The sequence below is a fragment of the Streptomyces sp. NPDC033165 genome, assembly GCF_055577965.1.
Map to the genome: position 1 here is coordinate 1 of NZ_JBVIPK010000011.1, position 21,876 is coordinate 21,876.

23 protein-coding genes are annotated in these 21,876 nt (G+C 70.5%); 9 read left to right on the forward strand and 14 right to left on the reverse strand.

Annotation, left to right across the window (positions count from 1 at the left end):
* Nucleotides 1-283 precede the first annotated feature (283 nt).
* The 6 genes from ppdK to ACZ5WC_RS23940 form a co-directional block, all read right to left on the reverse strand.
* Entirely contained in the window at nt 284-2,995 is a 2,712-nt protein-coding gene (gene ppdK / locus ACZ5WC_RS23915; RefSeq protein ID WP_468542719.1) for a pyruvate, phosphate dikinase, read from the reverse strand.
* 390 nt (nt 2,996-3,385) lie between these two features.
* Nucleotides 3,386-4,048 carry an HAD family hydrolase gene (locus ACZ5WC_RS23920; protein ID WP_468542720.1) on the reverse strand — a complete coding sequence of 221 codons (663 nt, stop codon included), beginning with the start codon at nt 4,046-4,048 and terminating at the stop codon, nt 3,386-3,388.
* On the reverse strand, nt 4,045-5,226 hold the full coding sequence (locus tag ACZ5WC_RS23925; RefSeq protein WP_468542721.1) for an ABC transporter ATP-binding protein: 1,182 nt from the start codon (nt 5,224-5,226) through the stop codon (nt 4,045-4,047). Before ACZ5WC_RS23925 ends, ACZ5WC_RS23920 begins: the two co-directional genes overlap by 4 nt.
* A 6-nt stretch (nt 5,227-5,232) precedes the next feature.
* Nucleotides 5,233-6,138 carry an ABC transporter permease gene (locus ACZ5WC_RS23930; protein ID WP_468542722.1) on the reverse strand — a complete coding sequence of 302 codons (906 nt, stop codon included), beginning with the start codon at nt 6,136-6,138 and terminating at the stop codon, nt 5,233-5,235.
* Nucleotides 6,126-7,043, reverse strand: coding sequence for an ABC transporter permease (locus tag ACZ5WC_RS23935; protein ID WP_468542723.1), 918 nt, complete (start codon nt 7,041-7,043; stop codon nt 6,126-6,128). The genes ACZ5WC_RS23930 and ACZ5WC_RS23935 overlap by 13 nt, the downstream gene beginning before the upstream one ends.
* Nucleotides 7,043-8,221: an ABC transporter substrate-binding protein gene (locus ACZ5WC_RS23940; protein ID WP_468542724.1), complete on the reverse strand. Its 1,179-nt coding sequence runs from the start codon at nt 8,219-8,221 to the stop codon at nt 7,043-7,045. The genes ACZ5WC_RS23935 and ACZ5WC_RS23940 overlap by 1 nt, the downstream gene beginning before the upstream one ends.
* Before the next feature lie 267 nt (nt 8,222-8,488).
* Between ACZ5WC_RS23940 and ACZ5WC_RS23945 the strand changes: the two genes are divergently transcribed.
* The gene (locus tag ACZ5WC_RS23945; protein ID WP_468542725.1) at nt 8,489-9,244 is read left to right on the forward strand and encodes a GntR family transcriptional regulator; all 756 of its coding nucleotides are present in this window, start codon (nt 8,489-8,491) and stop codon (nt 9,242-9,244) included.
* Nucleotides 9,245-9,341: 97 nt separating this feature from the next.
* Here the strand turns inward: ACZ5WC_RS23945 and dusB are convergent, their stop codons facing one another.
* The 4 genes from dusB to ACZ5WC_RS23965 form a co-directional block, all read right to left on the reverse strand.
* Nucleotides 9,342-10,490, reverse strand: a complete 1,149-nt coding sequence (dusB, locus tag ACZ5WC_RS23950; protein ID WP_468542726.1) for a tRNA dihydrouridine synthase DusB — start codon at nt 10,488-10,490, stop codon at nt 9,342-9,344.
* A gap of 585 nt (nt 10,491-11,075) precedes the next feature.
* Nucleotides 11,076-12,044: a glutaminase gene (locus ACZ5WC_RS23955; RefSeq protein WP_468542727.1), complete on the reverse strand. Its 969-nt coding sequence runs from the start codon at nt 12,042-12,044 to the stop codon at nt 11,076-11,078.
* Nucleotides 12,045-12,709: 665 nt separating this feature from the next.
* On the reverse strand, nt 12,710-12,919 hold the full coding sequence (locus tag ACZ5WC_RS23960) for a DUF397 domain-containing protein (RefSeq protein ID WP_468542728.1): 210 nt from the start codon (nt 12,917-12,919) through the stop codon (nt 12,710-12,712).
* A complete protein-coding gene (locus ACZ5WC_RS23965; RefSeq protein WP_468542879.1) occupies nt 12,916-13,755 on the reverse strand; it encodes a helix-turn-helix domain-containing protein in 840 nt (279 codons plus the stop codon). Before ACZ5WC_RS23965 ends, ACZ5WC_RS23960 begins: the two co-directional genes overlap by 4 nt.
* A gap of 93 nt (nt 13,756-13,848) precedes the next feature.
* On the opposite strand from ACZ5WC_RS23965, the gene ACZ5WC_RS23970 reads away from it, so the two are divergent.
* Genes ACZ5WC_RS23970 through ACZ5WC_RS23980 form a run of 3 tightly spaced genes read left to right on the forward strand, consistent with a single transcriptional unit; the run spans nt 13,849 to nt 14,934 of the window.
* The gene (locus ACZ5WC_RS23970) at nt 13,849-14,109 is read left to right on the forward strand and encodes a hypothetical protein (RefSeq protein WP_468542729.1); all 261 of its coding nucleotides are present in this window, start codon (nt 13,849-13,851) and stop codon (nt 14,107-14,109) included.
* Between the two features lie 46 nt (nt 14,110-14,155).
* Complete coding sequence (locus ACZ5WC_RS23975; protein ID WP_468542730.1) at nt 14,156-14,533, forward strand: hypothetical protein; 378 nt, start codon at nt 14,156-14,158, stop codon at nt 14,531-14,533.
* Nucleotides 14,509-14,934, forward strand: coding sequence for a hypothetical protein (locus ACZ5WC_RS23980; protein WP_468542731.1), 426 nt, complete (start codon nt 14,509-14,511; stop codon nt 14,932-14,934). The genes ACZ5WC_RS23975 and ACZ5WC_RS23980 overlap by 25 nt, the downstream gene beginning before the upstream one ends.
* 84 nt (nt 14,935-15,018) lie before the next feature.
* Here ACZ5WC_RS23980 and ACZ5WC_RS23985 read toward each other — a convergent pair whose 3' ends face one another.
* Nucleotides 15,019-15,582 (reverse strand): TetR/AcrR family transcriptional regulator, encoded by a 564-nt coding sequence (locus ACZ5WC_RS23985; RefSeq protein ID WP_468542732.1) that lies wholly within the window; start codon nt 15,580-15,582, stop codon nt 15,019-15,021.
* A gap of 60 nt (nt 15,583-15,642) precedes the next feature.
* On the opposite strand from ACZ5WC_RS23985, the gene ACZ5WC_RS23990 reads away from it, so the two are divergent.
* Nucleotides 15,643-16,023 (forward strand): DUF6463 family protein, encoded by a 381-nt coding sequence (locus ACZ5WC_RS23990; RefSeq protein ID WP_468542733.1) that lies wholly within the window; start codon nt 15,643-15,645, stop codon nt 16,021-16,023.
* 121 nt (nt 16,024-16,144) lie between these two features.
* Here the strand turns inward: ACZ5WC_RS23990 and ACZ5WC_RS23995 are convergent, their stop codons facing one another.
* The 3 genes from ACZ5WC_RS23995 to ACZ5WC_RS24005 form a co-directional block, all read right to left on the reverse strand.
* Nucleotides 16,145-16,360, reverse strand: a complete 216-nt coding sequence (locus ACZ5WC_RS23995) for a DUF6243 family protein (protein WP_468542734.1) — start codon at nt 16,358-16,360, stop codon at nt 16,145-16,147.
* 195 nt (nt 16,361-16,555) lie between these two features.
* Nucleotides 16,556-16,759: a hypothetical protein gene (locus ACZ5WC_RS24000; RefSeq protein ID WP_468542735.1), complete on the reverse strand. Its 204-nt coding sequence runs from the start codon at nt 16,757-16,759 to the stop codon at nt 16,556-16,558.
* Between the two features lie 101 nt (nt 16,760-16,860).
* Nucleotides 16,861-18,243, reverse strand: a complete 1,383-nt coding sequence (locus ACZ5WC_RS24005; protein ID WP_468542736.1) for a glycine--tRNA ligase — start codon at nt 18,241-18,243, stop codon at nt 16,861-16,863.
* 230 nt (nt 18,244-18,473) lie between these two features.
* Between ACZ5WC_RS24005 and ACZ5WC_RS24010 the strand changes: the two genes are divergently transcribed.
* The 4 genes from ACZ5WC_RS24010 to ACZ5WC_RS24025 all read left to right on the forward strand — a co-directional run bounded on the left by ACZ5WC_RS24010 (nt 18,474) and on the right by ACZ5WC_RS24025 (nt 21,821).
* Nucleotides 18,474-19,526: a metal ABC transporter substrate-binding protein gene (locus ACZ5WC_RS24010; RefSeq protein WP_468542737.1), complete on the forward strand. Its 1,053-nt coding sequence runs from the start codon at nt 18,474-18,476 to the stop codon at nt 19,524-19,526.
* Between the two features lie 65 nt (nt 19,527-19,591).
* Entirely contained in the window at nt 19,592-20,374 is a 783-nt protein-coding gene (locus tag ACZ5WC_RS24015) for a metal ABC transporter ATP-binding protein (protein ID WP_468542738.1), read from the forward strand.
* Entirely contained in the window at nt 20,374-21,273 is a 900-nt protein-coding gene (locus tag ACZ5WC_RS24020; RefSeq protein WP_468542739.1) for a metal ABC transporter permease, read from the forward strand. The genes ACZ5WC_RS24015 and ACZ5WC_RS24020 overlap by 1 nt, the downstream gene beginning before the upstream one ends.
* A 113-nt stretch (nt 21,274-21,386) precedes the next feature.
* Nucleotides 21,387-21,821, forward strand: a complete 435-nt coding sequence (locus ACZ5WC_RS24025) for a Fur family transcriptional regulator (protein ID WP_096623283.1) — start codon at nt 21,387-21,389, stop codon at nt 21,819-21,821.
* Nucleotides 21,822-21,876: the final 55 nt, after the last annotated feature.

Below are 21,876 nucleotides of genomic sequence, written 5' to 3' on the forward strand. Positions count from 1 at the left end.
CTCCCCTGCCCCCCTCCCCCCCCCCCCCCCCCCCCTCCCTCCCCCCCCCCCCCCCCCCCCGCGCCCCCCCCCCCCCCCCCCCCCCCCCCCCCCCCCCCCCCCGCTTCCGGGTGCTCCGGGGCCGCCGCCGGGCCGGTCGAGCCGGTGAGGGTCCTGGCTCGGTCTCCGGCGGGGCCCCGGAGGGGCGGGCCGCTCTGCGGCCCTGGTCGGTGGGCAGGGCCGTTCGTGCGGCCCTGCCCAGGAGATCCGGGGTGTTCGTGCACCCCGGACCGGTGAGTCCGGGTCAGCGGCTGTCACTGCCCCGGGACTCGGCTGCGGCCCGGCCTGCCTCAAGGCGGGCGACCGGGATGCGGAACGGCGAGCAGGAGACGTAGTCCAGGCCCACCTCGTGGAAGAAGTGCACCGACTCCGGGTCACCGCCGTGCTCGCCGCAGACGCCGAGCTTGAGGTCCGGGCGGGTGGCCCGGCCCGCCTCGACGGCGCTGCGGACCAGCGCGCCGACGCCGTCCTTGTCGATCGTCTCGAACGGGGAGACCCCGAAGATGCCCTTCTCCAGGTACGCGGTGAAGAACGAGGCCTCCACGTCGTCGCGGGAGAAGCCCCACACCGTCTGGGTCAGGTCGTTGGTGCCGAACGAGAAGAACTGGGCGGCCTCCGCGATCTGGCCCGCCGTCAGCGCGGCGCGCGGCAGCTCGATCATGGTGCCGATGGTCAGCTTGAGGTCGGTGCCGGTGGCCGCCTGGACCTCCGCGATGACCTGGTCGGCCTCCTCGCGGACGATCTCCAGCTCCTGGACCGTGCCCACCAGCGGGATCATGATCTCGGCGCGCGGGTCGCCCTTGGCGTTCTTGCGGTGGGCGGCGGCCTCGGCGATCGCCCGCACCTGCATGGCGAACAGGCCGGGGATGACCAGGCCCAGGCGCACCCCGCGCAGGCCCAGCATCGGGTTCTGCTCGTGCAGCTTGTGGACGGCCTGGAGGAGGCGCAGGTCGTTCTCGTTGGCGTCCTTGCGGGACTCCGCGAGCGCGACGCGCACCGACAGCTCGGTGATGTCGGGCAGGAACTCGTGCAGCGGCGGGTCCAGCAGCCGTACGGTCACGGGCAGCCCGTCCATCGACTCGAACAGCTCGATGAAGTCGGCCTTCTGGAGCGGCAGCAGAGCGGCGAGCGCGCTCTCGCGCTCGCCGTCGGTGTCCGCCAGGATCAGCTTCTCGACCATCTCGCGGCGCTCGCCGAGGAACATGTGCTCGGTGCGGCACAGGCCGATGCCCTGGGCGCCGAAGCGGCGGGCGCGCAGGGCGTCCTCGGCGTTGTCCGCGTTGGCCCGCACGCGCAGCCGGCGCACCCGGTCCGCGTACGCCATGATCCGGTGCACGGCGGCGACCAGCTCGTCGGCGTCGTCGGCGCCCGCGTGCATCCGGCCCTCGAAGTACTCGACGACCGGGGACGGTACGACGGGTACCTCGCCCAGGTAGACCTTGCCGGTGGAGCCGTCGATGGAGACGAGGTCGCCCTCCTCGATCACCGTGCCGCCGACCGTCATCCGGCGGCGCTTGGTGTCGACCTCCAGGTCCTCGGCGCCGCAGACACAGGTCTTGCCCATGCCGCGCGCCACGACCGCCGCGTGCGAGGTCTTGCCGCCGCGCGAGGTGAGGATGCCCTCGGCGGCGATCATGCCTTCGAGGTCGTCGGGGTTGGTCTCGCGGCGGATCAGGATGACCTTCTCGCCGGAGCGGGACCACTTGATCGCGGTGTACGAGTCGAAGACGGCCTTGCCGACAGCGGCACCCGGCGAGGCGGCGATGCCCCGGCCGAGGAGCTCGGTCTTGGCGTCGTCGTCGAAGCGCGGGAACATCAGCTGCGCGAGCTGGGCGCCGTTGACCCGCTGGAGGGCCTCGGCCTCGTCGATCAGGCCCTGGTCCACGAGCTGGGTGGCGATCCGGAAGGCGGCACCGGCGGTGCGCTTGCCGACCCGGGTCTGGAGCATCCAGAGCTGGCCGCGCTCGATGGTGAACTCGATGTCGCAGAGATCCTTGTAGTGGTTCTCCAGCGTCTCCATGATCTGCATGAGCTGGTCGTACGACTTCTTGTCGATCGACTCCAGATCGGCGAGCGGCACCGTGTTGCGGATACCGGCGACGACGTCCTCGCCCTGCGCGTTCTGGAGGTAGTCGCCGTAGACGCCCTGGTGGCCGCTGGCCGGGTCGCGGGTGAAGGCGACGCCGGTGCCGGAGTCGGGTCCCAGGTTGCCGAAGACCATCGAGCAGACGTTGACGGCCGTGCCGAGGTCGCCGGGGATGCGCTCCTGGCGGCGGTAGAGCTTGGCCCGGTCGGTGTTCCACGAGTCGAAGACCGCGTTTATGGCCAGGTCCATCTGCTCCCGCGCGTCCTGCGGGAACTCCCGTCCGGCCTCGGTCTCGACGATCTTCTTGAACTGCTTGACGAGCTTCTTGAGGTCGGCCGCCGCCAGATCGGTGTCGACCGTGACCTTCTTGGCGTGCTTGGCCGCCTCCAGGGCCTCCTCGAAGAGGTCGCCGTCGACCCCGAGGACGGTCTTGCCGAACATCTGGATGAGGCGGCGGTAGGAGTCCCAGGCGAAGCGCTCGTCACCGGACTGGGTGGCGAGACCGGCCACCGAGGCGTCGGAGAGGCCGATGTTGAGGACCGTGTCCATCATCCCGGGCATGGAGAACTTGGCGCCGGAGCGGACGGAGACCAGCAGCGGGTCGTCCGCCTGGCCGAGCCGCTTGCCCATCCGCGCCTCCAGCGCGGCCAGGTGCGCACTCACCTCGTCGCGCAGCGCGGTCGGCGCCTCGCCGCTCTCCAGGTAGACCTTGCAGGCCTCGGTGGTGATCGTGAAGCCGGGAGGCACCGGCAATCCGAGGTTGGTCATCTCGGCGAGGTTCGCACCCTTGCCGCCCAGAAGATCCTTCAGATCCTTGTTGCCCTCGGTGAAGTCGTAGACGAACTTCTGGGGATCGTTGTTTTCCGACACGGGTCTCGACTCCTCGAGGACGCGGTGGCTGCCCTGACGGCGAGGAACATACCCAGATCGAAGGTGTCTGGGTACGTCCACTTGGTCGTCATGCGGCCGCAACCACCCATCCGCCAGCAGATCGAAAGGGCCGCTCTGCTGAGACGAGCAAAGTCATGCATTCATCTCTTGAAGGCCGCATGGCCGAAACTTGACCATTCTCGCTCATCTGAGCTTCTCAAGTAGCAAGTGAGTCCACTTCTCGAAACCAGCGACGTGGCACTGAGTGCCAGGCCTTCCAGAAGTGCAGCCACCCGAATTTCGCTCATCTGAGCGCAACCCCGATCAAGGGTGGCGCGAATCACGCTCGGTTCGGACCCCGAATTTCAGGATTCGGACCTCATCAGCACCTCATCCGGACCTCAGGCAGTCGCTCAGCACTCCGAGGTCGACCTCTTCCAGGCTACGGGCGAAGGTGCGCCCCCGCGCGGGCTCCACCGGCAGCAACGAGGGCACCACCAGCACCGCACACCCCGCGGCATCGGCGGAGGCCGTGCCGTCCGGGGAGTCCTCCACGGCGACACAGGCCGAGGCCGGGACGCCGAACCGCAGCGCCGCCGCCCGGTACGGATCGGGATGCGGCTTGGTCCGTACGGTGTCGTCGGCCGACAGCGTGAAGGCGAAGCCCGCCCCGGCCAGCGAGCCTCCCACCACCGCGTCCACCACACTCCGCGGCGAGGCGCTGACCAGGGCGTACGGCACTGCGGCTCCCTTCAGCGCGGCCAGCAGGGCGGCGGCCCCGGGGCGCAGCGGGGCGCCCGCGTCGACCTTGCGGAAGAACGAGTCGGTCAGCTCCACGGCGATGCCGGGGAGCGCGGATGCGGCCCGGCCCGTCACCGCGATCAGATGAGCGGCGGTGTCCTCGACGGCCCGGCCGACGACCTCGGGCGCATCGGCGGCGGTGAGCTCGTGGCCGAGCCCGGCGGCGACCTCCCGTGCCGTCTCCCACCAGAGCACCTCGGTGTCGACGAGGGTGCCGTCCATGTCGAAGAGCACGGCGGCGGGGGCGTTCACGCGTCCACCCGGCGCTCGTCGGCGTCCACGGCTTCCGGCGCCGGCGTTTCCCGTACCGGCACGACCAGCACCGGGCGGCGGACCGGGGTGACCCGTGCCCGTACCCCGGGAGCAAGCTCCGTGGCGTCCCGGGAGGGGAGGTCGGCCTTGGCCGCGACGCCGTCCGGGAGGTCGAGGAGGACCCGGGTGACCGAGCCGAGGAAGGAGGCGGAGACGACCGTGGCGGTGCCGTCCGGGTCGGCGGTGACGCCGATGCTCTCGGGCCGGATGAGCACCTCGACCGGGCCCCGGCCTGCGGGAACGTCACCGTCGACGGGGAGGGTGGCCCCCGCGACCTCGACCGAACCGCTGCCCGTCAGCCGTCCCGGCAGCCGGTTCATGGTGCCGACGAACTCGGCGACGAACGCGGTGGCGGGGCGCTCGTACAGCTCGGCCGGGGGCGCGCACTGCTCCAGGCGGCCCGCGTTGAGGACGGCGACCCGGTCGGCCATGGAGAGGGCCTCCTCCTGGTCGTGGGTGACGAAGATGGTGGTGATGCCCAGCGAGAGCTGGAGGCGGCGGATCTCCTCGCGGAGGGAGAGCCGGACCTTGGCATCGAGTGCCGAGAGCGGTTCGTCGAGCAGCAGCACCCGGGGCCGCAGGGCGAGCGCGCGGGCCAGGGCGACCCGCTGCTGCTGGCCGCCGGACATCTGGTGCGGGAAGCGGCCGCCGTGGTCGGGCAGTCCGACGAGGTCGAGGAGTTCGGCGGCGGTGGCGTGCCGCTCGGCGGCGGGCGCCTTCCGTACGCGCAGGCCGAAGGCCACGTTGTCGCGGGCGTTGAGGTGCGGGAAGAGGCTGTAGGACTGGAAGACCATGCCGGCGTCGCGCCGGTTGGCGGGGATGCGGGTGATGTCCTCGCCGTCCACGAGGACCTCGCCGGAGTCCGGCTGCTCGAATCCGGCCAGTACCCGCAGCGCGGTGGTCTTGCCGCAGCCGGAGGGGCCGAGGAGGGCGAGCAGTTCGCCGGGTTCGGCGGTGAGGTCGAGTCCGTCGAGGGCCACGGTCGGGCCGAACGCCCGGCGCAGCGAGCGGAACTCCACTCGCGCTCCGGTGGCGGCGCGCCCGTCGGCGGGCGACCCGGCCCGGGCGGTCCGGGTCGGCTCGGGGCGTTGGGCGGCGGCGGTGGGCAGGGCTGACATGGGTGGCTACTCCTTGCCGGGTACGGAGGTGGTGGAGGCGGCCGCCGGGACGGCGGTGGAGGACCCGGTTCCGGCACGCGAGAGGACGAGCAGGAGGGCCCAGGTGATCAGCAGGGAGAGCAGGGACACGGCGACCGACATCCGGGCCTCGGCGCCGGAGACGGTGACGATCCACACCGCGAAGGGGCGGAAGCCCAGCAGCGAGGCGACCGTGTATTCGCCGAGCACCAGCGCGAGGGTCAGGAAGGAGGCCCCGGCGAGCGAGGAGCGCAGGTTGGGCAGGATGACGCGCGCGATGACGTACAACCGGCCCGCTCCGCAGTTCCGGGCCGCCTCCACCAGCGTGGGCACGTCGACCGCGCGCAGTCCGGCGTCCAGCGAGCGGTGGACGAACGGCAGTGCCAGCACGGTGTAGGCGAGCACCAGCACCACCGGGAAGGACTCGTTCTGCACGGCGAGGAAGGTCTGGTAGAGCGGGGTGCGCGAGAAGTGCTCGGGCCCCCAGCGCAGCACCGTGGCGATCCCGGTGACCAGCGCGATCGGCGGCACCACCAGCGGCATCATGCAGACGATCTCGACGACGGCGCGCAGCCGGGGCGGCCCGAGCCGGACCGCGACGAGGGCGGGCACGACGAGCAGCAGGGCCAGGGCGATGGTGGCGGCGGCGAGGGAGAGCGAGAGCAACAGGCTCTCGGTGAAGCCTTCGGCCGACAGGATCCCGGTGTACGCCTGGAAGGAGACGCCCTGCCCGGGGACATGGACGGTGAAGACGAACGAGGAGACGAGGGGGGTGACGAAGTACAGCCCGGCGATCGCCAGCACGGCCCCGCGCCAGTAGCGCGGGCGCGGGCGGCGGGCCTTCTTCACCGTGGTGGGGACCGGAGCCGTGGAGACAGGGGTCAGTGCAGCCATCGGGAGCTCCGTCGCTGGAGGGGCAGGTAGACCGCCATCACCAGTCCGGCGATCACGATCATGTCGAGGCTCAGCGCGAGCGCCACGTTCTCCTGGCCGACCAGGACGTTCCCGGCGAGCGCATCGGCGATCTTGAGGGTGACCAGCGGAACGGAGCCGCCGACGAGGGCGGCGGCCGTGGCGTGCGCGGCGAAGGCGCTGCCGAAGAGCAGGACGAAGCCGCCGAGCAGCGAGGGCGCGAGGACCGGCAGGCCGACGTGGCGCCAGAACTGCCAGGTGCCGGCCCCGGTGTTGAGCGCGGCCTCCCGCCACTGCGGGCGCACCCCGTCCAGCGCCGGGACGACGACGAGCACCATGAGCGGGACCAGGAAGTAGAGGTAGATGACGGTGAGCCCGGTGAAGGAGTAGAGGTTCCAGCCGAGCGCCTCCAGGTGCCCGAGCTCCGTGACGACCCCGGAGATGCCGAGGGTCGCGACGAAGGCGAAGGCCAGGGGAACCCCGCCGAAGTTGGCGAGCACCCCGGAGGCGGTGAGTACCGCCCCGCGCAGTGCGCCGCGCCGGGAGGTCACGACGGCCTGGGCGATCAGCACCCCGAGCACGGTGGCGAGCGCGGCGGTCAGCGCGGACAGCTGGACGCTGCCGGTGAGCGAGGTGAGGTAGGGCCCCTGGAGCGAGCGGGACAGGTGTTCGCCGGTGACCTCGGTGGTGCCGGCGACCGGGTCGGTGCGGGTGACGGCCCCGTACAGCAGGGCGCCCGCGGGCAGTCCGAAGCAGAGTCCGGCGAAGACGAGCAGCGGGAGCGCGCCGAGCCAGGCGCGGGGCGGCCGGCGGCGGGTGGTGCGGCCACCGGCCTTCACGGCGGCCGCCCCGGGTCCCGGGGCGGCGGACGGGTGGGGAACGGTCATCAGGAGACGGCCTTGTCCCAGTTCTCGGAGAGCGTGGTGTTCGCCTTGTCGAGCTCTTCGGAGCTCGGGAAGGTCGGGGTGCCCTCGACCTTGGGCAGCTTGGCGACGAAGGTCTCGTCGGCGGTGCCGTCCTCGGTCATCGCGGGCAGCAGCACGGGCCGGGCGTAGCCCTTGAGCCAGAGGTTCTGGCCCTCGGCGCTGTAGAGGTACTCCATCCACAGCCGGGCGGCGGCCGGGTGCGGGGCGTCCTTGTTGACGGCCTGCGAGTAGAACTGGGCGTAGACGCCGTCGCTCGGCACGGAGACCTGCCAGTCGACGCCCTTGCTCTTGAACTGGTCGGCGTAACCGGCGTTCAGGTAGTCCCAGTCGATGCTGATCGGCGTCTCGCCCTTCTCGACGGTCGCCGGGGTGGACTCGACGGGGATGAAGTTGCCGCTCTTCTTCAGCTTGCCGAAGAAGTCGATGCCGGGCTGGATGTCCCCGAACGAGCCCTTGTTGGCCAGGGAGGCCGCGTACACCCCGCCGAACGCGGAGCCGGACTTGGTCGGGTTGCCGTTGAGGGCGACCTTCCCCTTGTACTCGGGCTTCAGCAGGTCGGCGAAGGTCTCGGGGCAGTTCTTGATGCGGGCGGCGTCACAACCGATGGAGACGTAGCCGCCGTAGTCGTTGTACCAGCGGCCGTCCGCGTCCTTCTGGCTGTCGGGGATCTTGTCCCAGGAGGCGACCTTGTACGGGGCGAAGAGGTTCTCGGCCGCGCCGCTGCGGGCGAAGGCGATGCCGAGGTCGAGGACGTCGGGGGCGCGCTCCTGGCCCTTGCGGGACTTGACGGCGGCTATCTCGTCGGCGCTGGAGGCGTCCGGCGTCTCGCTCTTGATCTTGATCTTGTACTTCTCCTGGAAGGCCTTGATCAGCTCGCCGTAGTTGGCCCAGTCCGGCGGCAGAGCGATCACATTGAGCTCGCCCTCCTTCTCGGCGGCGGCGACCAGCTCCTCCAGCCCGCCGAAGTCGGCGGCCGAGGTGGCCTCGGTCCACTTCACCCCGTTCACGCCGGTCTCGGCCTTCTCCTCGGGTGCGGCGCCGCAGGCGGTGAGCGCGGTGAGGGCGGCGGTGGAGAGGGCGAGGGCGGCAACGGCACGGCTGTTGGCGCGGATACGGGGGCGGGGTCGGGCTCTGCGCACGGTAGGTCTCCCAGGAGCGAAGCGTGAGGGCCACTTGTTCATACAAGCTGGCACCAGTTCGCCCGGACCAGGTGTCGGGGAAGTAAACGTCCCATGTCCGCTGCCGCAAGAGGACGGGAAGAGGAAGGCCCACTATCCAGGGGCTGTGCTAGGTAACGACCGCGCATCGAAACGCTCCGCGACGACGTTAGAGTGAGCGGCAGGACCGTCACCGAAGAGCGGACCTGTACACAGCCACGATCCGCATCAGCCGGCCGAGGGGGGCGCGTGGGCCATTCGCGTTATCGGGAGATCGCCGAGTCGCTGCGCCAGGCGATCCGCAGCGGCGCCTATCCGCCGGGCTCCCGGCTGCCGTCCGAGAGCGACCTCGCCGCCCGCTGGGAGGCCTCGCGCGGCACGGTCCGCCAGGCGGTGGCGCTGCTCGCCTCGGAGGGCCTGATCGGCTCCAGGCAGGGAGCCCGGCGGGTGGTCCTGCGCCAGGAGCGCCGCCAGAGCTTCCAGCAGCTCAACAGCTTCGCGCAGTGGGCACAGGCGATGGGGTGCGAGGTCACCAGCCGCATCCTGACCCGCACGATGCGCACCGCGACCGCCGAGGAGGCCGAACGCCTGGACACCGAGCCGGACAGCGAAGTGCTGTACGTGCTGCGGCTGCGGTGGCTCGACGGCGAGCCGGTGATGGTCGAGCGGACCGTGTACGCGGACTGGGTGGCTCCGGTGGTCCTGGCGCTGCCGGAGGACTGCGTCTCGATCATGGACAGCATCGCGGAGCGGGCGGACATCGTCGCGCACTACGGCGAGCACCTGATCGACGCGGTCGCGGCGGGCAGCGAGGACGCCCGGCTGCTGAGGGTGCGCCGGGCCAGCCCGCTGCTGCGGCAGCGCCACCTGACGTACACGGCGGCGGGCCGGGCCATCGAGTGGACGGACGACCGCTACCGGGCGGGCAGCGTGGTCTTCAACGTGATGAACTCCGCTGCGGCGGCCCCGCTGGAGAGACGGGCGGGCCCGGACGTAAGGGGGTGAGGCCCTTCGCGTGCGGCTGTGTACGGCGTCAGCCGCCCGATCCCATGCGGCTATCTACGGCGTCAGCCGCCCCGATCCCATGCGGCTTCGTACGGCGTCAGCCGCCCGAGGTGTCCAGCTCCGCGTCGGCGCTGACGCCCGAGCAGTCGTACGGGTCCTTCAGCCAGCCGTCCGGCAGGACGACCCGGTTGTTGCCCGAGGTCCGCCCGCGCGGCCCGTCGGCGCCGTCCGGCCAGGGCTGGTCGAGGTCCAGCTCGTGCAGTTGTCCGGCCAGCTCCTCCAGCGAGGAGGTGACCGCCAGCTTCTTGCGCATCTCGGAACCGACCGCGAAGCCCTTCAGGTACCAGGCGACGTGCTTACGGAAGTCGATCACGCCGCGCGCCTCGTCACCGATCCACTCCCCCAGCAGCGTCGCGTGGCGCACCATGACGTCCGCGACCTCGCGCAGGGCGGGCGCGTGCCGGGTCGGACGCCCCTCCATGGCGCTCACCAGATCGGCGAAGAGCCAGGGCCGCCCCAGGCACCCGCGCCCGACGACGACGCCGTCGCACCCGGTCTCGCGCATCATCCGCAGGGCGTCATCGGCGCACCAGATGTCACCGTTGCCGAGGACGGGGATCTCGGGGACGTGCTCCTTGAGCCGGGCGATGGCGTCCCAGTCGGCGGTGCCGCCGTAGTGCTGGGCGGTGGTGCGGCCGTGCAGGGCGACGGCGGTGACGCCCTCCTCGACGGCGATGCGGCCCGAGTCGAGGAAGGTGAGGTGGTCGTCGTCGATGCCCTTGCGCATCTTGATGGTGACGGGCAGATCCCCGGCGTTGGAGACCGCCTGGTTCAGGATGGCCCGCAGCAGGGGCCGCTTGTACGGCAGCGCGGAGCCGCCGCCCTTGCGGGTGACCTTGGGAACCGGGCAGCCGAAGTTCAGGTCGATGTGATCGGCGAGGCCCTCGTCGACGATCATGCGGACGGCCTTGCCGACGGTGACCGGGTCCACTCCGTACAGCTGGATCGAGCGCGGGGTCTCGGTGGCGTCGAAGTGGATCAGCTGCATGGTCTTCTCGTTGCGCTCGACCAGCGCCCGCGTGGTGATCATCTCGCTGACGAAGAGCCCCTTGCCCCCGGAGAACTCCCGGCACAGCGTCCGGAACGGGGCATTGGTGATGCCGGCCATCGGGGCCAGCACGACCGGCGGCTGCACGGTGTGCGGGCCGATGCGGAGCTGCGGGAGGGCGGGGGCGAGCGTGGTCATTGCTCCATTGTCGCGTACGCCGGACGGGGGGCGGCCCCGCTGCCGCGCACGGTGGCCCGATGGGTGTGACGTGCCTGCGAGTCCTTGAAGGACGCGAAGACTCTCAAGGAGCAGGCAGCGCAGATGAAACTGGACGCAGCCGAGTACGTGCGCCCCGAGAAGTGGGGCAGCGGCGCCATCAAGCCGATCGCCGAATTCCTCAGCTACCGCTCCTGGATCGGCGGCGAAGGGTTCGGTCCTGAGCGGCGTCAACGGAAAACACCACCGCCCCGGGGCCGAGGCCCGGACGACGCTCGGGCTGTTCGGCATCGGGGCCCTGGGGCTCGCTATGACCATCCCGGGGGTCGTGGCGTACTTCCGGGAGCACTGAGATCGCCATCCACCGTCCGGCGCGGCGCGGGCGGTGGTCCGGTGGCGGCCCGAACGGTGCGACGCGCATTCCCTGTCATGCCGTTCGACCGCCCCGGCCCGGAGAGACCACCCCGGTCAGAGACTCGCGGTCCGCAAGACCGGTGCGGGCGCGGAGGAACTCTTCGGTCACGCAGCGTATCCGCCGCGTACTGGCCAAGCCGACCCCGCAGCACATCAGAAGACGGACAACCCGGTGAGCGTGGTGAAGCGGTCGAGGGCCGACACGCCCGCCACCGAGTTGCCGCGCCGGTCGAGGCCCGGGCTCCATACGCACAAGGTGCACACCCCGGGCACGATGGCGATGATCCCCCCGCCGACACCGCTCTTGCCCGGCAGCCCCACCCGATAGGCGAAATCTCCGGCCGCGTCGTACGTCCCGCAGGTGAGCATCACCGCGTTGACCTGCTTCGCCTGGCTGCGGGTCAGCAGCGCGGAACCGTCGGCCCGGACCCCGTGCCGGGCCAGGAACCCCGCAGCCAGGGCCAGGTCCGCGCACGACGCCTCGATCGAGCACTGGCGGAAGTACGCGGAGAGCAGCTCGGGCACCGGGAGTGTGATGTTGCCGTAGGCGGCCATGAAGTGAGCCAGAGCGGCGTTGCGGTCACCGTAGGCCGCTTCGGAGGCAGCGACTTCCGGCATGAAGTCGATGGCGGGATTGCCACTCTCCGAGCGCAGCAGCTCCCGCACCTGACCGGCGGCGTCCCCGGTCAGGGCCTGTAGCCGGTCGGTCACCACCAGAGCGCCGGCGTTGATGAACGGGTTCCGGGGGACACCGTTCTCGTATTCCAGCTGCACCAGGGAATTGAAGGGGTTGCCCGAGGGCTCGCGGCCCACGCCCCGCCAGAGCTGCTCGCCGTCCAGGGAGAGCGCCAGCGCCAGGGCGAACACCTTGGTGATGGACTGCGTCGAGAACGGCTGCTGCCAGTCGCCGACACCGTAGACGGTCCCGTCCGGCTCCGCGACGGCCATGCCGAACCGCCGGGGGTCGGCACCGGCGAGCATCGGTATGTAGTCGGCAGGGCTGCCGTGGTCGGTGAGGGTGGCCATCTCCTCGGCTATGCGGCTGATCACATCGCTGAAGCGGTGAGGGCCGACGCGCGGGACCGGGCTGCCTGGCCGGGGGGCGGCGGAGGTGTGGGACACGGCAATTCCTGACGGGGAGAGAAAGCGAGGAGGCACGGCGGGCGGAGTCGAAGCGGAAGGTCGCCCATAGTCTGACCCGCTCACCGGAATCAGCCAACAAGACCCCCGCGCTACGAGCCCCGGACACCTCCCGGGGCGGGCGGTCACACGTCGAGGTCGCCCCGGACCAGGCCGTCACGCGTCGAGGTCGCGCTCCGGGACAGGGGCAGCCCCCTCCCGGCCCTGTGCCCCTCCGGGTGATGGCTGATCCCTGGAACAGAGACGCACGAAGGTACGGCATCGACAGAAGCACGGGCTTGCCGCCCAGGACGAACCGGCGACTCCCGACCCAGACGCTCTCCCCGTCTGAAGGCCGAGCCCCCTCGCCGCGTTCTCCGAGGCGGCCCCTCGCACGCCTCGCCCTGGTCCACCACCAGGTCCCGCCCCGCGAGATCCGCCACCCGGACAGATCGGCCGGTCTCCCGCTGCTCGCCCACCAACCGCCCGACCGCTGAATCCGACGGCGTCTGAGCGACCCACCGGGTACTCAGCGCACGCGCGATCCGCCGGCGCTCGGGCTCGCGCCCGCTGTGTGGATCGCGGCCCCCCGGAACGTTCCTCTGCTCCCCGAACAGCAGGATCGCCCCACCATGCGCGGCACAGTGGGGCGGTCCTGGTCCGACTTGTCAGACGGCGTCGAACGTCCCGGTCCGCACGCCCGCGACGAACGCGGAGAACGCGGCGACCGGAACGTCGACCACCGGGCCGTCCACGCTCTTGGAGTCACGGACCGGGACGATGCCGCGCGAGGCGACGAGGTCAACGGCGACCTCCACACAGTTGCCGCCGTTGTTGCTGTACGAGGACTTGAACCATCGAGGGGATTCGGTCGTCACTGGGTGCCCTTTCGCAACTGGCTGATCTTGGCCACAGACGCCGTCTGCGACAGCGATGCGCCCTGGAGCTGATGGTAGGCCGTCAGCATGGGCAGCACGAACGAGCTTTCCCGGTCGAGATGGCCCTGGGTCTGCGACTCGGCATAGCAGATCACTGACCGGTCCGGCAGCGTCAGGATGTTCACCGGAAGGTCGAAGGTCCGCTGCTCGCCGATCTCGTACGGAGCCACCTGGAGCAGCGTGTTGGGCAGTTCGGCGAACTCGATCAGACGGTCCAATTGAGCATTCATGACGGCTGAACCACCCACAGGGCGACGGATGCAGCTCTCGTCCATGGTCACGAACAACATGGGCGGTCTGGGCCTCACCAATGCCGCCTGCCGCTCCGCCAGGAAGGACACGCGTTCGTCGGCCTGCTCCGGCGTGATCGCCCCTCGCCGTACGGCGCTGTCGGCGAGCACCCGTGCGTACTCCGGGGTCTGCAACAGACCCGGAATGATCCCCACTTCGTACAGCCGGAGCTCAACCGCGCGACCCTCGTACCCCACGTACTCCGGGAACCCCTCCAGCAGGCTCCCGTGCTTCATCTCCTGCCACTCGCGCTCGAACGATTCGGCCGACCCGATGAGATCAAATACCCGGTCAGTTTTCCTCGCGAACGGCAGAGTTGCCGGTTTGCGGCCGGTTTCGATCGCAGAGACATGCCTGCCCGAGCAGCCGACCAGCGTCGCCAGCTGATCCTGAATCCAGCCACGTTCCTCGCGCATCCTGCGTAAACGCGCGCCGAAGGCTGCCTGCGGGCTCGCCTCCGGATTCAGCTCCTTACGGTTTACCAACGTGCCCTCCCGTATCCCCACGTTGAAGACAGCTCGACCCTAGGTCACGCTGAATCGCCCCGGTAGCCGAACAGCTACGGAGAGGAGCGATCGATGTACGGTGAGAACGTACGCCCGAATACGCAAGAGCCCCCCGAACTCCCCGCCCCCGGAACCCTCCTGGTCGACACCAGCCGCGGCGACCGCGTCGGCGAGTTCCGGGGCGTCGCAGGCCCTCGCTGGTCCCTCCGCCCCGTCGGCGGCGGCACCGAGTGGGAAGCCGAGCCCCGCCACGTACGGCCCGCGCTGCCCATAGAGCGGCTTCGCGCCCGTACCGCACACGTCAACGCCCGTAGCCGGGGTGAGGTCCTGTGAGCCCCCTCGGCGTACTGGCCCAGTACCGCGCGCACGGACTCGCCGTATGACGCGCGCGACGGGTTACGCGGCCGAGGTCACCCTGTCCGACGGGCAGCGGTCCGCCTCGCTCGGCGGGGTCAGCGTACGGAACCGGCGGCTCGTCCTCCTGTGGCTGCGCCGACAAGCCCTCCGCCTCGCCAACGGGCACGGGCTTCCCGCGGCAGCCGATCCTGTGCGGCCGCCGACCGCCGACGTACGACCGGTCCGCTTCCACGGTTCCGGCGCTCCGGAGGGGCTGCGCCTCTGGGCCACTGATGCCGCGCACCAGGATCACGCGATACGGGCCCTGGAGGCGGGCCTTCCCGCGCTGTTCACGGTCCTCGACCCTGCCGTCGGGCTGAGTCTGACGCTCGCCGGGTGGCAGGACACGACACGGAGATGAGCGACGTGCTCCAGTGCACCGCCGTAACCCCTGCCCCTCCGCACCTCTCGCACCTCTTGCGCCTCCCCTGCCTCTCCCATCTCCCGTACCTCCTCTGCGAACTCGGCGAGCACGACCAGCGCACCGAGCACGCAGCGTGCCTGGGGGCGGCCGAGACGCCGGACGCACCGGCCCCGTGGTTCTTCTGGACCGGCGCCGGACCGGAACGTGTCCACCGGGCCGAGGCCGTCCCGTGGTGTCCCGCCGTCCTCCGGCACCTCGGCACAGGCGTCGTGCGGCGATGCACGTTCTTCGACCACCACACCTCGCCCCACTCCTGGGGCGTGACCGACCCGCTCGGTGATCTGATCGCCGAGGGGCCCACATCCGGCGAGGACCCGAAGGGGTGGGCTCAACCGTGAACCAGCGCAAGGCCGTTGCGCCGCCTGCCGGACCGGCTGAGCCGCTGGTGGGCCGCATCGTCGAGGCGGCCCGACATGGGCAGGTCAGACCTCAGTGAGAGCGGCGGCGACGATCCTGCCGAGCTGTTCGGCCAGGCCGTCCGGGGAGCGGTTCTGGAGGTAGACCGTGGCGAAGACCGGGCCGGCCACCAGGGCGTGGACGAGGTCGACGTCCGGGGAAGACAGGAGCTCACCGCGGGCGACCGCTCGGCCGAGCAGTTCGGCGAGGCCGGCCTGCTGGACGGTGACGAAGGCGTTGCGGAAGCGAGCGGCGAGCTCCGGCGAACTGCGTATGTCGGCGAGCAGCCCGGGGATCGCGGCGGCGGCGACCGGCGTGGTGACGTGGTCCACGATCTCCTGGACGAGCGCCGTCAGATCCCCGAGCAGGCTTCCCGTATCGGGGGGCGGGGGCAGGTCCACGCTGTGCACGGCTGCCGCGAACACCATCTCCTGCTTCGTCGCATAGCGCCGGTAGATCGCCGCCTTGCCGATCCGCGCGCGCTCGGCCACGGCGTCAACCGTGAGCCCGGCGTATCCGCTGTCCGCCAGGAGGCTGCGAGTTGCGGCGAGGATCGCTTCGTCGACCCGGCTGTCTCTAGGTCGTCCCATGAGGCCATGTTACGGTACCCCCGGTTCCGAAACTCACGGTCTCGAAAAGGGGGAGCGGTAATGGGGCGCTGGGCAGGACGAATCCTGATGTTCCTGGGAGCGATGCACCTCATCGTGATGGGCGTGCAGAACGTCGAGTACGTCGACGAGTGGTTCACCGGGGCGCTGTGGGGGCTGCCGCGTGACGAGTTCATCCACCCCCGCGACGCGAACGGCGCGTTCTGGGTCTCGATCGGCAGCTTCGCCGCGCCGATGATGCTGCTGGGTGCGCTCGTGTCCGACCTGGCCCGGCGGAGCATCGCACCGCCGGCGTCCATCGGCTGGGGGCTGGCGGTGTGGTGCGTGGTGGGGGCCGCGGTTCTGGAGCCGACGCCGATCCTGCTGGGGCTGATCCCGGCGGTACTGCTGATCCGAGGCGCGCGGGCTGCTCGTTCGGCGTGAGGCACCTTCGGTCCCTCCGGCGCATCGACGCGCCCCACCCGAACCGGCCTGCCGGGACACGCGCGTGGGCCCGGATCACGGGTGATCCGGGCCCACCGTCGTACGAGATGGAGCTCAGGTGTCAGCTCTGCGCGGGGCCGTCCTGCTCGCCCGGCTCGGCGGTGGTGGCAGCCTGAGCCTCGGCGCGCTCGCGCATCTTGCGGACCAGCTCCTGCTTCTTGCTCTCGGCGGCCTTGCGGTCGGCGTCTCGCGCGGAACCCGCGCCCTGCTGTTCGGCGCGGGACAGCTTCTTGCGCTGTCCGCCGACACCGAGGAGGTTGTTGCGGCTCTTGGCCACGGCGTTCTCCCATTCGTGGTGAGAAGTGAGGAAGGAAGTGATCGGGTGATCGGTGATCGCAGTCGATCCGATGGGCGGCGGGGGACGTCGCACCCGCCGCGCTCTCACTCGTAGATCTGGAAGAACGAAGACATGCCGGAACCGTACCCCGCTCCCGGAGCGCGCCGCACCAGGTTTTCGGGCCGCCGGGGGAGCTCAGGCCGTCGGGTCGACCGTCGCCTGGTGAGCCTCGGTGAGGTGCTCCTCGGCCTTCAGCCACGGCAGGAACTGCGCCGAGCGCCGCCACCCGCAGGTGGCGCACGCCAACTGGCGCGTCATGCCCGACTTCCTTACCCGCACGACGTGTTCACGGCCGTGCTGGTCCCATCTGGTGACCTTGCTGGTGGTGATCGACGGCATCGCGTACCTCCCGGATCGGCGGGGCTCCGGTGGACGACGAAGCCCCCGGTTCCGTACCCGGAACCGGGGGCCTCACGCGCGTACGGACGCGTACGGAGCCGTCAGCAGCCGAGCAGACGGGCGCCCAGGTACGCCTGGATCTGGTCCAGGGAGACGCGCTCCTGCTTCATGGTGTCGCGCTCGCGCACGGTCACCGCGTTGTCGTCGAGGGTGTCGAAGTCGACGGTGACGCAGAACGGGGTGCCGATCTCGTCCTGGCGGCGGTAGCGGCGGCCGATGGCGCCCGCGTCGTCGAACTCGATGTTCCAGTTCTTGCGCAGGTCGGCCGCCAGGCCCTTGGCCTTCGGCGAGAGCTGCGGGTTGCGGGAGAGCGGCAGGACCGCGACCTTGACCGGCGCCAGGCGCGGGTCGAGGCGCATCACGGTGCGCTTCTCCATGACGCCCTTGGCGTTGGGCGCCTCGTCCTCGACGTAGGCGTCGAGAAGGAACGCCAGCATCGCGCGGCCGACACCGGCCGCGGGCTCGATGACGTACGGCGTCCAGCGCTCATTGGCCTCCTGGTCGTAGTACTGGAGGTCCGTGCCCGAGGCCTTGGAGTGCGCCTTCAGGTCGTAGTCGGTGCGGTTGGCGACGCCCTCCAGCTCACCCCACTCGCTGCCGCCGAAGCGGAAGCGGTACTCGATGTCGGCGGTGCGCTTGGAGTAGTGGGACAGCTTCTCCTGCGGGTGCTCGTACCAGCGCATGTTCTCCTCGCGCATGCCGAGGTCCGTGTACCAGTTCCAGCGCTGGTCCATCCAGTACTGCTGCCACTCCTCGTCCTCGCCCGGCTTGACGAAGAACTCCATCTCCATCTGCTCGAACTCGCGGGTCCGGAAGATGAAGTTGCCCGGAGTGATCTCGTTCCGGAAGGACTTGCCCATCTGCGCGATGCCGAACGGCGGCTTCTTGCGCGAGGTCTGCTGCACCTGGCCGAAGTTGGTGAAGATGCCCTGGGCGGTCTCGGGGCGCAGGTAGGCGACCGAGCCGGAGTCCTGGGTCGGGCCGAGGTGGGTGGAGAGCAGACCCGAGAACTGCTTGGGCTCGGTGAAGGTGCCCTTGTTGCCGCAGTTGGGGCAGTTGAGGTCGACAAGGCCGTTGACCGGCGGCTTGCCGTGCTTCTCCTCGTACGCCTCCTCCAGGTGGTCGGCGCGGTAGCGCTTGTGGCAGGAGGTGCACTCGGTGAGCGGGTCCGAGAAGGTGGCGACATGGCCGGAGGCGACCCAGACCTCCGGGGCCAGGATGACCGACGAGTCGATACCGACCACGTCCTCGCGCGCGGTGACCATGTAGCGCCACCACTGACGCTTCAGGTTCTCCTTCATCTCGACGCCCAGCGGCCCGTAGTCCCAGGCGGCCTTCTGACCACCGTAGATCTCACTGCAGGGGTAGACGAAGCCACGGCGCTTGCTCAGGCTGACGATGGTGTCGATCTTGTCGGCGGCCACGGTGCTCTCTTCATTACGACGGCGAAATTGGACAGGTGCGGCGCGTAGCGCCTCGGTGGGGGGTGGTGGTGGGGAGACGGGCGGGCGAATGCTTCAGATTACCGGCGCGCGCACCCCCCGGATCAAATCGGTGGGGACGCGCAGGACTCCGCCGCCTCCGCTCTGTGATCTTCCGGGCATCTCATCTGCCTTGTTGACAATCGTTTCCACATTTGTTGAAAATGACTGTCATGAACGTACGTCGTCTGATACCCACCACCGCCGTCGCCGGAGCAGTCGCCCTCGGTCTGACCGCTCTCTCGGCCTGCTCCACCTCCGACGCAGCGGACGGGGGCAGCGGCGGCAGCGGCAGCGGCAGCGGTGACAAGCTGAAGGTGACGGCGTCCTTCTACCCGATGCAGTTCCTGGCCGAGCGGATCGGCGGCGAGCACGTCGCCGTCACCAGCCTCACCAAGCCGGGCGTCGAGCCGCACGACCTGGAACTCACCCCGCGCCAGATCGGCTCCATCAGCGACTCCGACTACGTGCTGTACCTCAAGGGCGTCCAGCCCGCCGTGGACGACGCGATTCTGCAGTCCGGTGTGAAGAACACCGTCGACGCCGCGACCCTCACCACGCTGGAGAACCACGGAGCCGAGGTCAGCGGCCACGACCACGGCCACGAAGGCGAAGAAGAGCACGACCACGAGGACGAGCACGGCCACGAAGAGGAAGCCCCCGAGGAGCACTCCGAGGGCGACGGCCACAACCACGGCGAGGAGGGCGGCGACCCCCACGTCTGGCTGGACCCGGTGAAGTACGCCGAGGTCGCCAAGGGTGTCGGCAAGTCCCTGGAGAAGGCCGACCCCGACCACGCCGCCGACTACAAGAAGAACACCGAGGCCCTGGTCACCGAGCTGAACCAGCTGAACACGGCGTACGAGACCGGGCTGAAGAACACCGCCACCAAGACCTTCATCACCACCCACTCCGCCTTCGGCTACCTCGCCGAGCGCTACGGGCTCACCCAGCAGGGCATCGCGGGCATCGACCCCGAGGCCGAGCCGACCCCGGCCCGTATCCAGGAGCTCCACACCATCGCGGAGAAGGAGAAGGCCACCACGGTCTTCTTCGAGACGCTCGCCAGCGACAAGACCGCCAAGACCCTCGCGAAGGACACCGGGCTGAAGACCGACGTCCTGGACCCGCTGGAGGGAATCACGAAGAAGTCCAAGGGCGCTGACTACTTCGAGGTCATGCAGTCCAACCTGACCGCGCTGCAGAAGGCGCTCGGCGCGAAGTGACCCGCACCGCCACCGGGCCCCGCACCGCCGTCAGGACCCGCACCACCACCGGATCGGAGGCACTCATGGCAGAGGGTGAGAGCACCACCCGCGAGGCCGTCCTGAGCCTGCGCGGCGCCACGGCCACCCTCGGCGCGCGCTCCGTCCTGCGCGGGGTGGACGTCACCGTGCGCCGGGGCGAGGTCGTCGCGCTCCTCGGGGCCAACGGGTCCGGCAAGTCCACCGCCGTACGGTCCGCGATCGGCCAGGTCCCGCTGACCGGCGGCACCGTCGAGCTGTTCGGCACCGAGCTGCGCCGCTTCCGCCAGTGGGGCCGGGTGGGCTACGTCCCGCAGCGCACCACGGCCGCGGGCGGGGTGCCTGCCACGATCCGTGAGGTCGTCGCCTCCGGGCGGCTCGCCCGTACGAAGCTGCGGTGGCCGGGAAAGGCGGACCGGGCAGCCGTCGACCGGGCCATCGAACTGGTGGGCCTGGCCGACCGCGCCAAGGACTCCGTGAGCGCCCTCTCCGGCGGCCAGCACCAGCGGGTCCTGATCGCCCGTGCCCTGGCCGCCGAGCCGGAGCTGCTGATCATGGACGAGCCGATGGCCGGGGTGGACCTGGCCAGCCAGGAGATCCTCGCCTCGACCCTGCGCGAGCAGGTGGCGCTGGGCACCTCCGTGCTGCTGGTGCTGCACGAGCTGGGCCCGCTGGAGCCCCTCATCGACCGGGCCGTCGTCCTGCGCGACGGCTGCGTCACACACGACGGCCCGCCCCCCGAGGCGCTCGGCCAGCACGCCCTGCCCGGCCACGACCACGTACACCCCCATGCGGCCGCCGAGCCGGTCCGGACGGGACTGCTGACCTGATGATGCTGGAATTCCTGAACCCTCCCTTCATGCAGCGGGCGCTCATCGCGGCCGTCCTGGTCGGCATCACCGCGCCCGCCATCGGCATCTACCTGGTGCAGCGCCGGCAGGCCCTGATGGGCGACGGCATCGGGCACATCGCGATGACCGGGGTCGGCCTCGGCTTCCTGCTCTCCACCAGCCCCGTGTGGATGGCCACCGCCGTCGCCGTGGCCGGTGCGGTCGCCATGGAGCTGATCCGCTGGTACGGACACACGCGCGGCGATCTCGCCCTGGCGATGCTGTTCTACGGCGGTATGGCGGGCGGCGTGATGCTGATCAACCTGTCCGACACGGGTTCCAACGCCAATCTGACCTCGTACCTCTTCGGATCGCTCTCCACGGTCTCCGACGAGGACGTCATCGCGATCTGCGCGCTGGCCGCCTTCGTGGTGCTGGTCACCGTGGGACTGCGGCGGCAGCTGTTCGCCGTCAGTCAGGACGAGGAGTTCGCCCGGGTGACCGGGCTGCCGGTGCGGGTGCTGAACCTGCTGGTCGCGGTCGTGGCCGCGGTGACCGTGACCGTCGCGATGCGGGTCGTCGGGCTGCTGCTGGTCAGCGCGCTGATGGTGGTACCGGTGGCGGCCGCCCAGCAGATCACCAAGTCCTTCAAGGTGACCTTCGTGCTCTCCGTGGCGATCGGCACGGCGGTGACCCTGACCGGCACCGTGACCTCGTACTACCAGGACGTTCCGCCGGGCGCGACCATCGTGCTGCTGGCCATCGCGGTGTTCGTCGCGCTGACCGCGCTCGCCGCTCCGCTCGCGAAACACCGGGCCCGGGCGAGCGCGGCGAAGGAGGCAGAGTGCACCCTGGAGGTACCGGCCGCCCGCCGGGGCACGGACGACGTGCACGTGTGACGACGTCCCACCGTGCACGTGTGACGGCGTCGCACCGTACGTGTGCGCCTGAGGCACCCGGGCGGGCTGGCACAATGGCCCGACACATGTACGGGCGACACGAGGAGGCACCTGTGGCCACGGCGCCGATCAGTGGCACGAACGCAGCGCCGGTACGCGGCCGGTCCACCCGGCAGCGGGCGGCGGTGGCGGCGGCGCTCGACGAGGTCGATGAGTTCCGCAGCGCCCAGGAGCTGCACGACGTCCTCAAGCACCGCGGCGACTCCGTGGGCCTGACCACGGTCTACCGGACCCTTCAGTCCCTCGCCGACGCGGGCGAGGTCGATGTGCTGCGCACCACCGAGGGCGAGGCCGTCTACCGGCGCTGCTCGACCGGTGACCACCACCATCACCTGGTCTGCCGGCTCTGCGGCAAGGCGGTGGAGGTCGAGGGCCCGGCCGTCGAGCAGTGGGCCGAGACGATCGCCGCCCAGCACGGCTATGTCAACGTCGCGCACACCGTCGAGATCTTCGGGACGTGTGCGGAGTGCGCCGAGAAGAAGGCGTAGGAGACATCAGGAAGGGGTGGGCCCGGTACGCGTACCGGGCCCACCCCTTCGCGTG

Bases quoted from the DNA above. Each gene is read 5' to 3' on its own strand.
- ACZ5WC_RS23990 (WP_468542733.1), top strand. From the start codon at position 15,643: ATGGGGCGCTGGGCAGGACGAATCCTGATGTTCCTGGGAGCGATGCAC.
- ACZ5WC_RS23935 (WP_468542723.1), bottom strand. From the start codon at position 7,043: ATGACCGTTCCCCACCCGTCCGCCGCCCCGGGACCCGGGGCGGCCGCC.
- ACZ5WC_RS23985 (WP_468542732.1), bottom strand. From the start codon at position 15,582: ATGGGACGACCTAGAGACAGCCGGGTCGACGAAGCGATCCTCGCCGCA.
- ACZ5WC_RS23970 (WP_468542729.1), top strand. From the start codon at position 13,849: ATGTACGGTGAGAACGTACGCCCGAATACGCAAGAGCCCCCCGAACTC.
- ACZ5WC_RS23930 (WP_468542722.1), bottom strand. From the start codon at position 6,138: ATGGCTGCACTGACCCCTGTCTCCACGGCTCCGGTCCCCACCACGGTG.
- ACZ5WC_RS24015 (WP_468542738.1), top strand. From the start codon at position 19,592: ATGGCAGAGGGTGAGAGCACCACCCGCGAGGCCGTCCTGAGCCTGCGC.
- ACZ5WC_RS24000 (WP_468542735.1), bottom strand. From the start codon at position 16,759: ATGCCGTCGATCACCACCAGCAAGGTCACCAGATGGGACCAGCACGGC.
- ACZ5WC_RS24010 (WP_468542737.1), top strand. From the start codon at position 18,474: ATGAACGTACGTCGTCTGATACCCACCACCGCCGTCGCCGGAGCAGTC.
- ACZ5WC_RS23925 (WP_468542721.1), bottom strand. From the start codon at position 5,226: ATGTCAGCCCTGCCCACCGCCGCCGCCCAACGCCCCGAGCCGACCCGG.
- ACZ5WC_RS23975 (WP_468542730.1), top strand. From the start codon at position 14,156: ATGACGCGCGCGACGGGTTACGCGGCCGAGGTCACCCTGTCCGACGGG.
- dusB (WP_468542726.1), bottom strand. From the start codon at position 10,490: ATGACCACGCTCGCCCCCGCCCTCCCGCAGCTCCGCATCGGCCCGCAC.
- ACZ5WC_RS24020 (WP_468542739.1), top strand. From the start codon at position 20,374: ATGATGCTGGAATTCCTGAACCCTCCCTTCATGCAGCGGGCGCTCATC.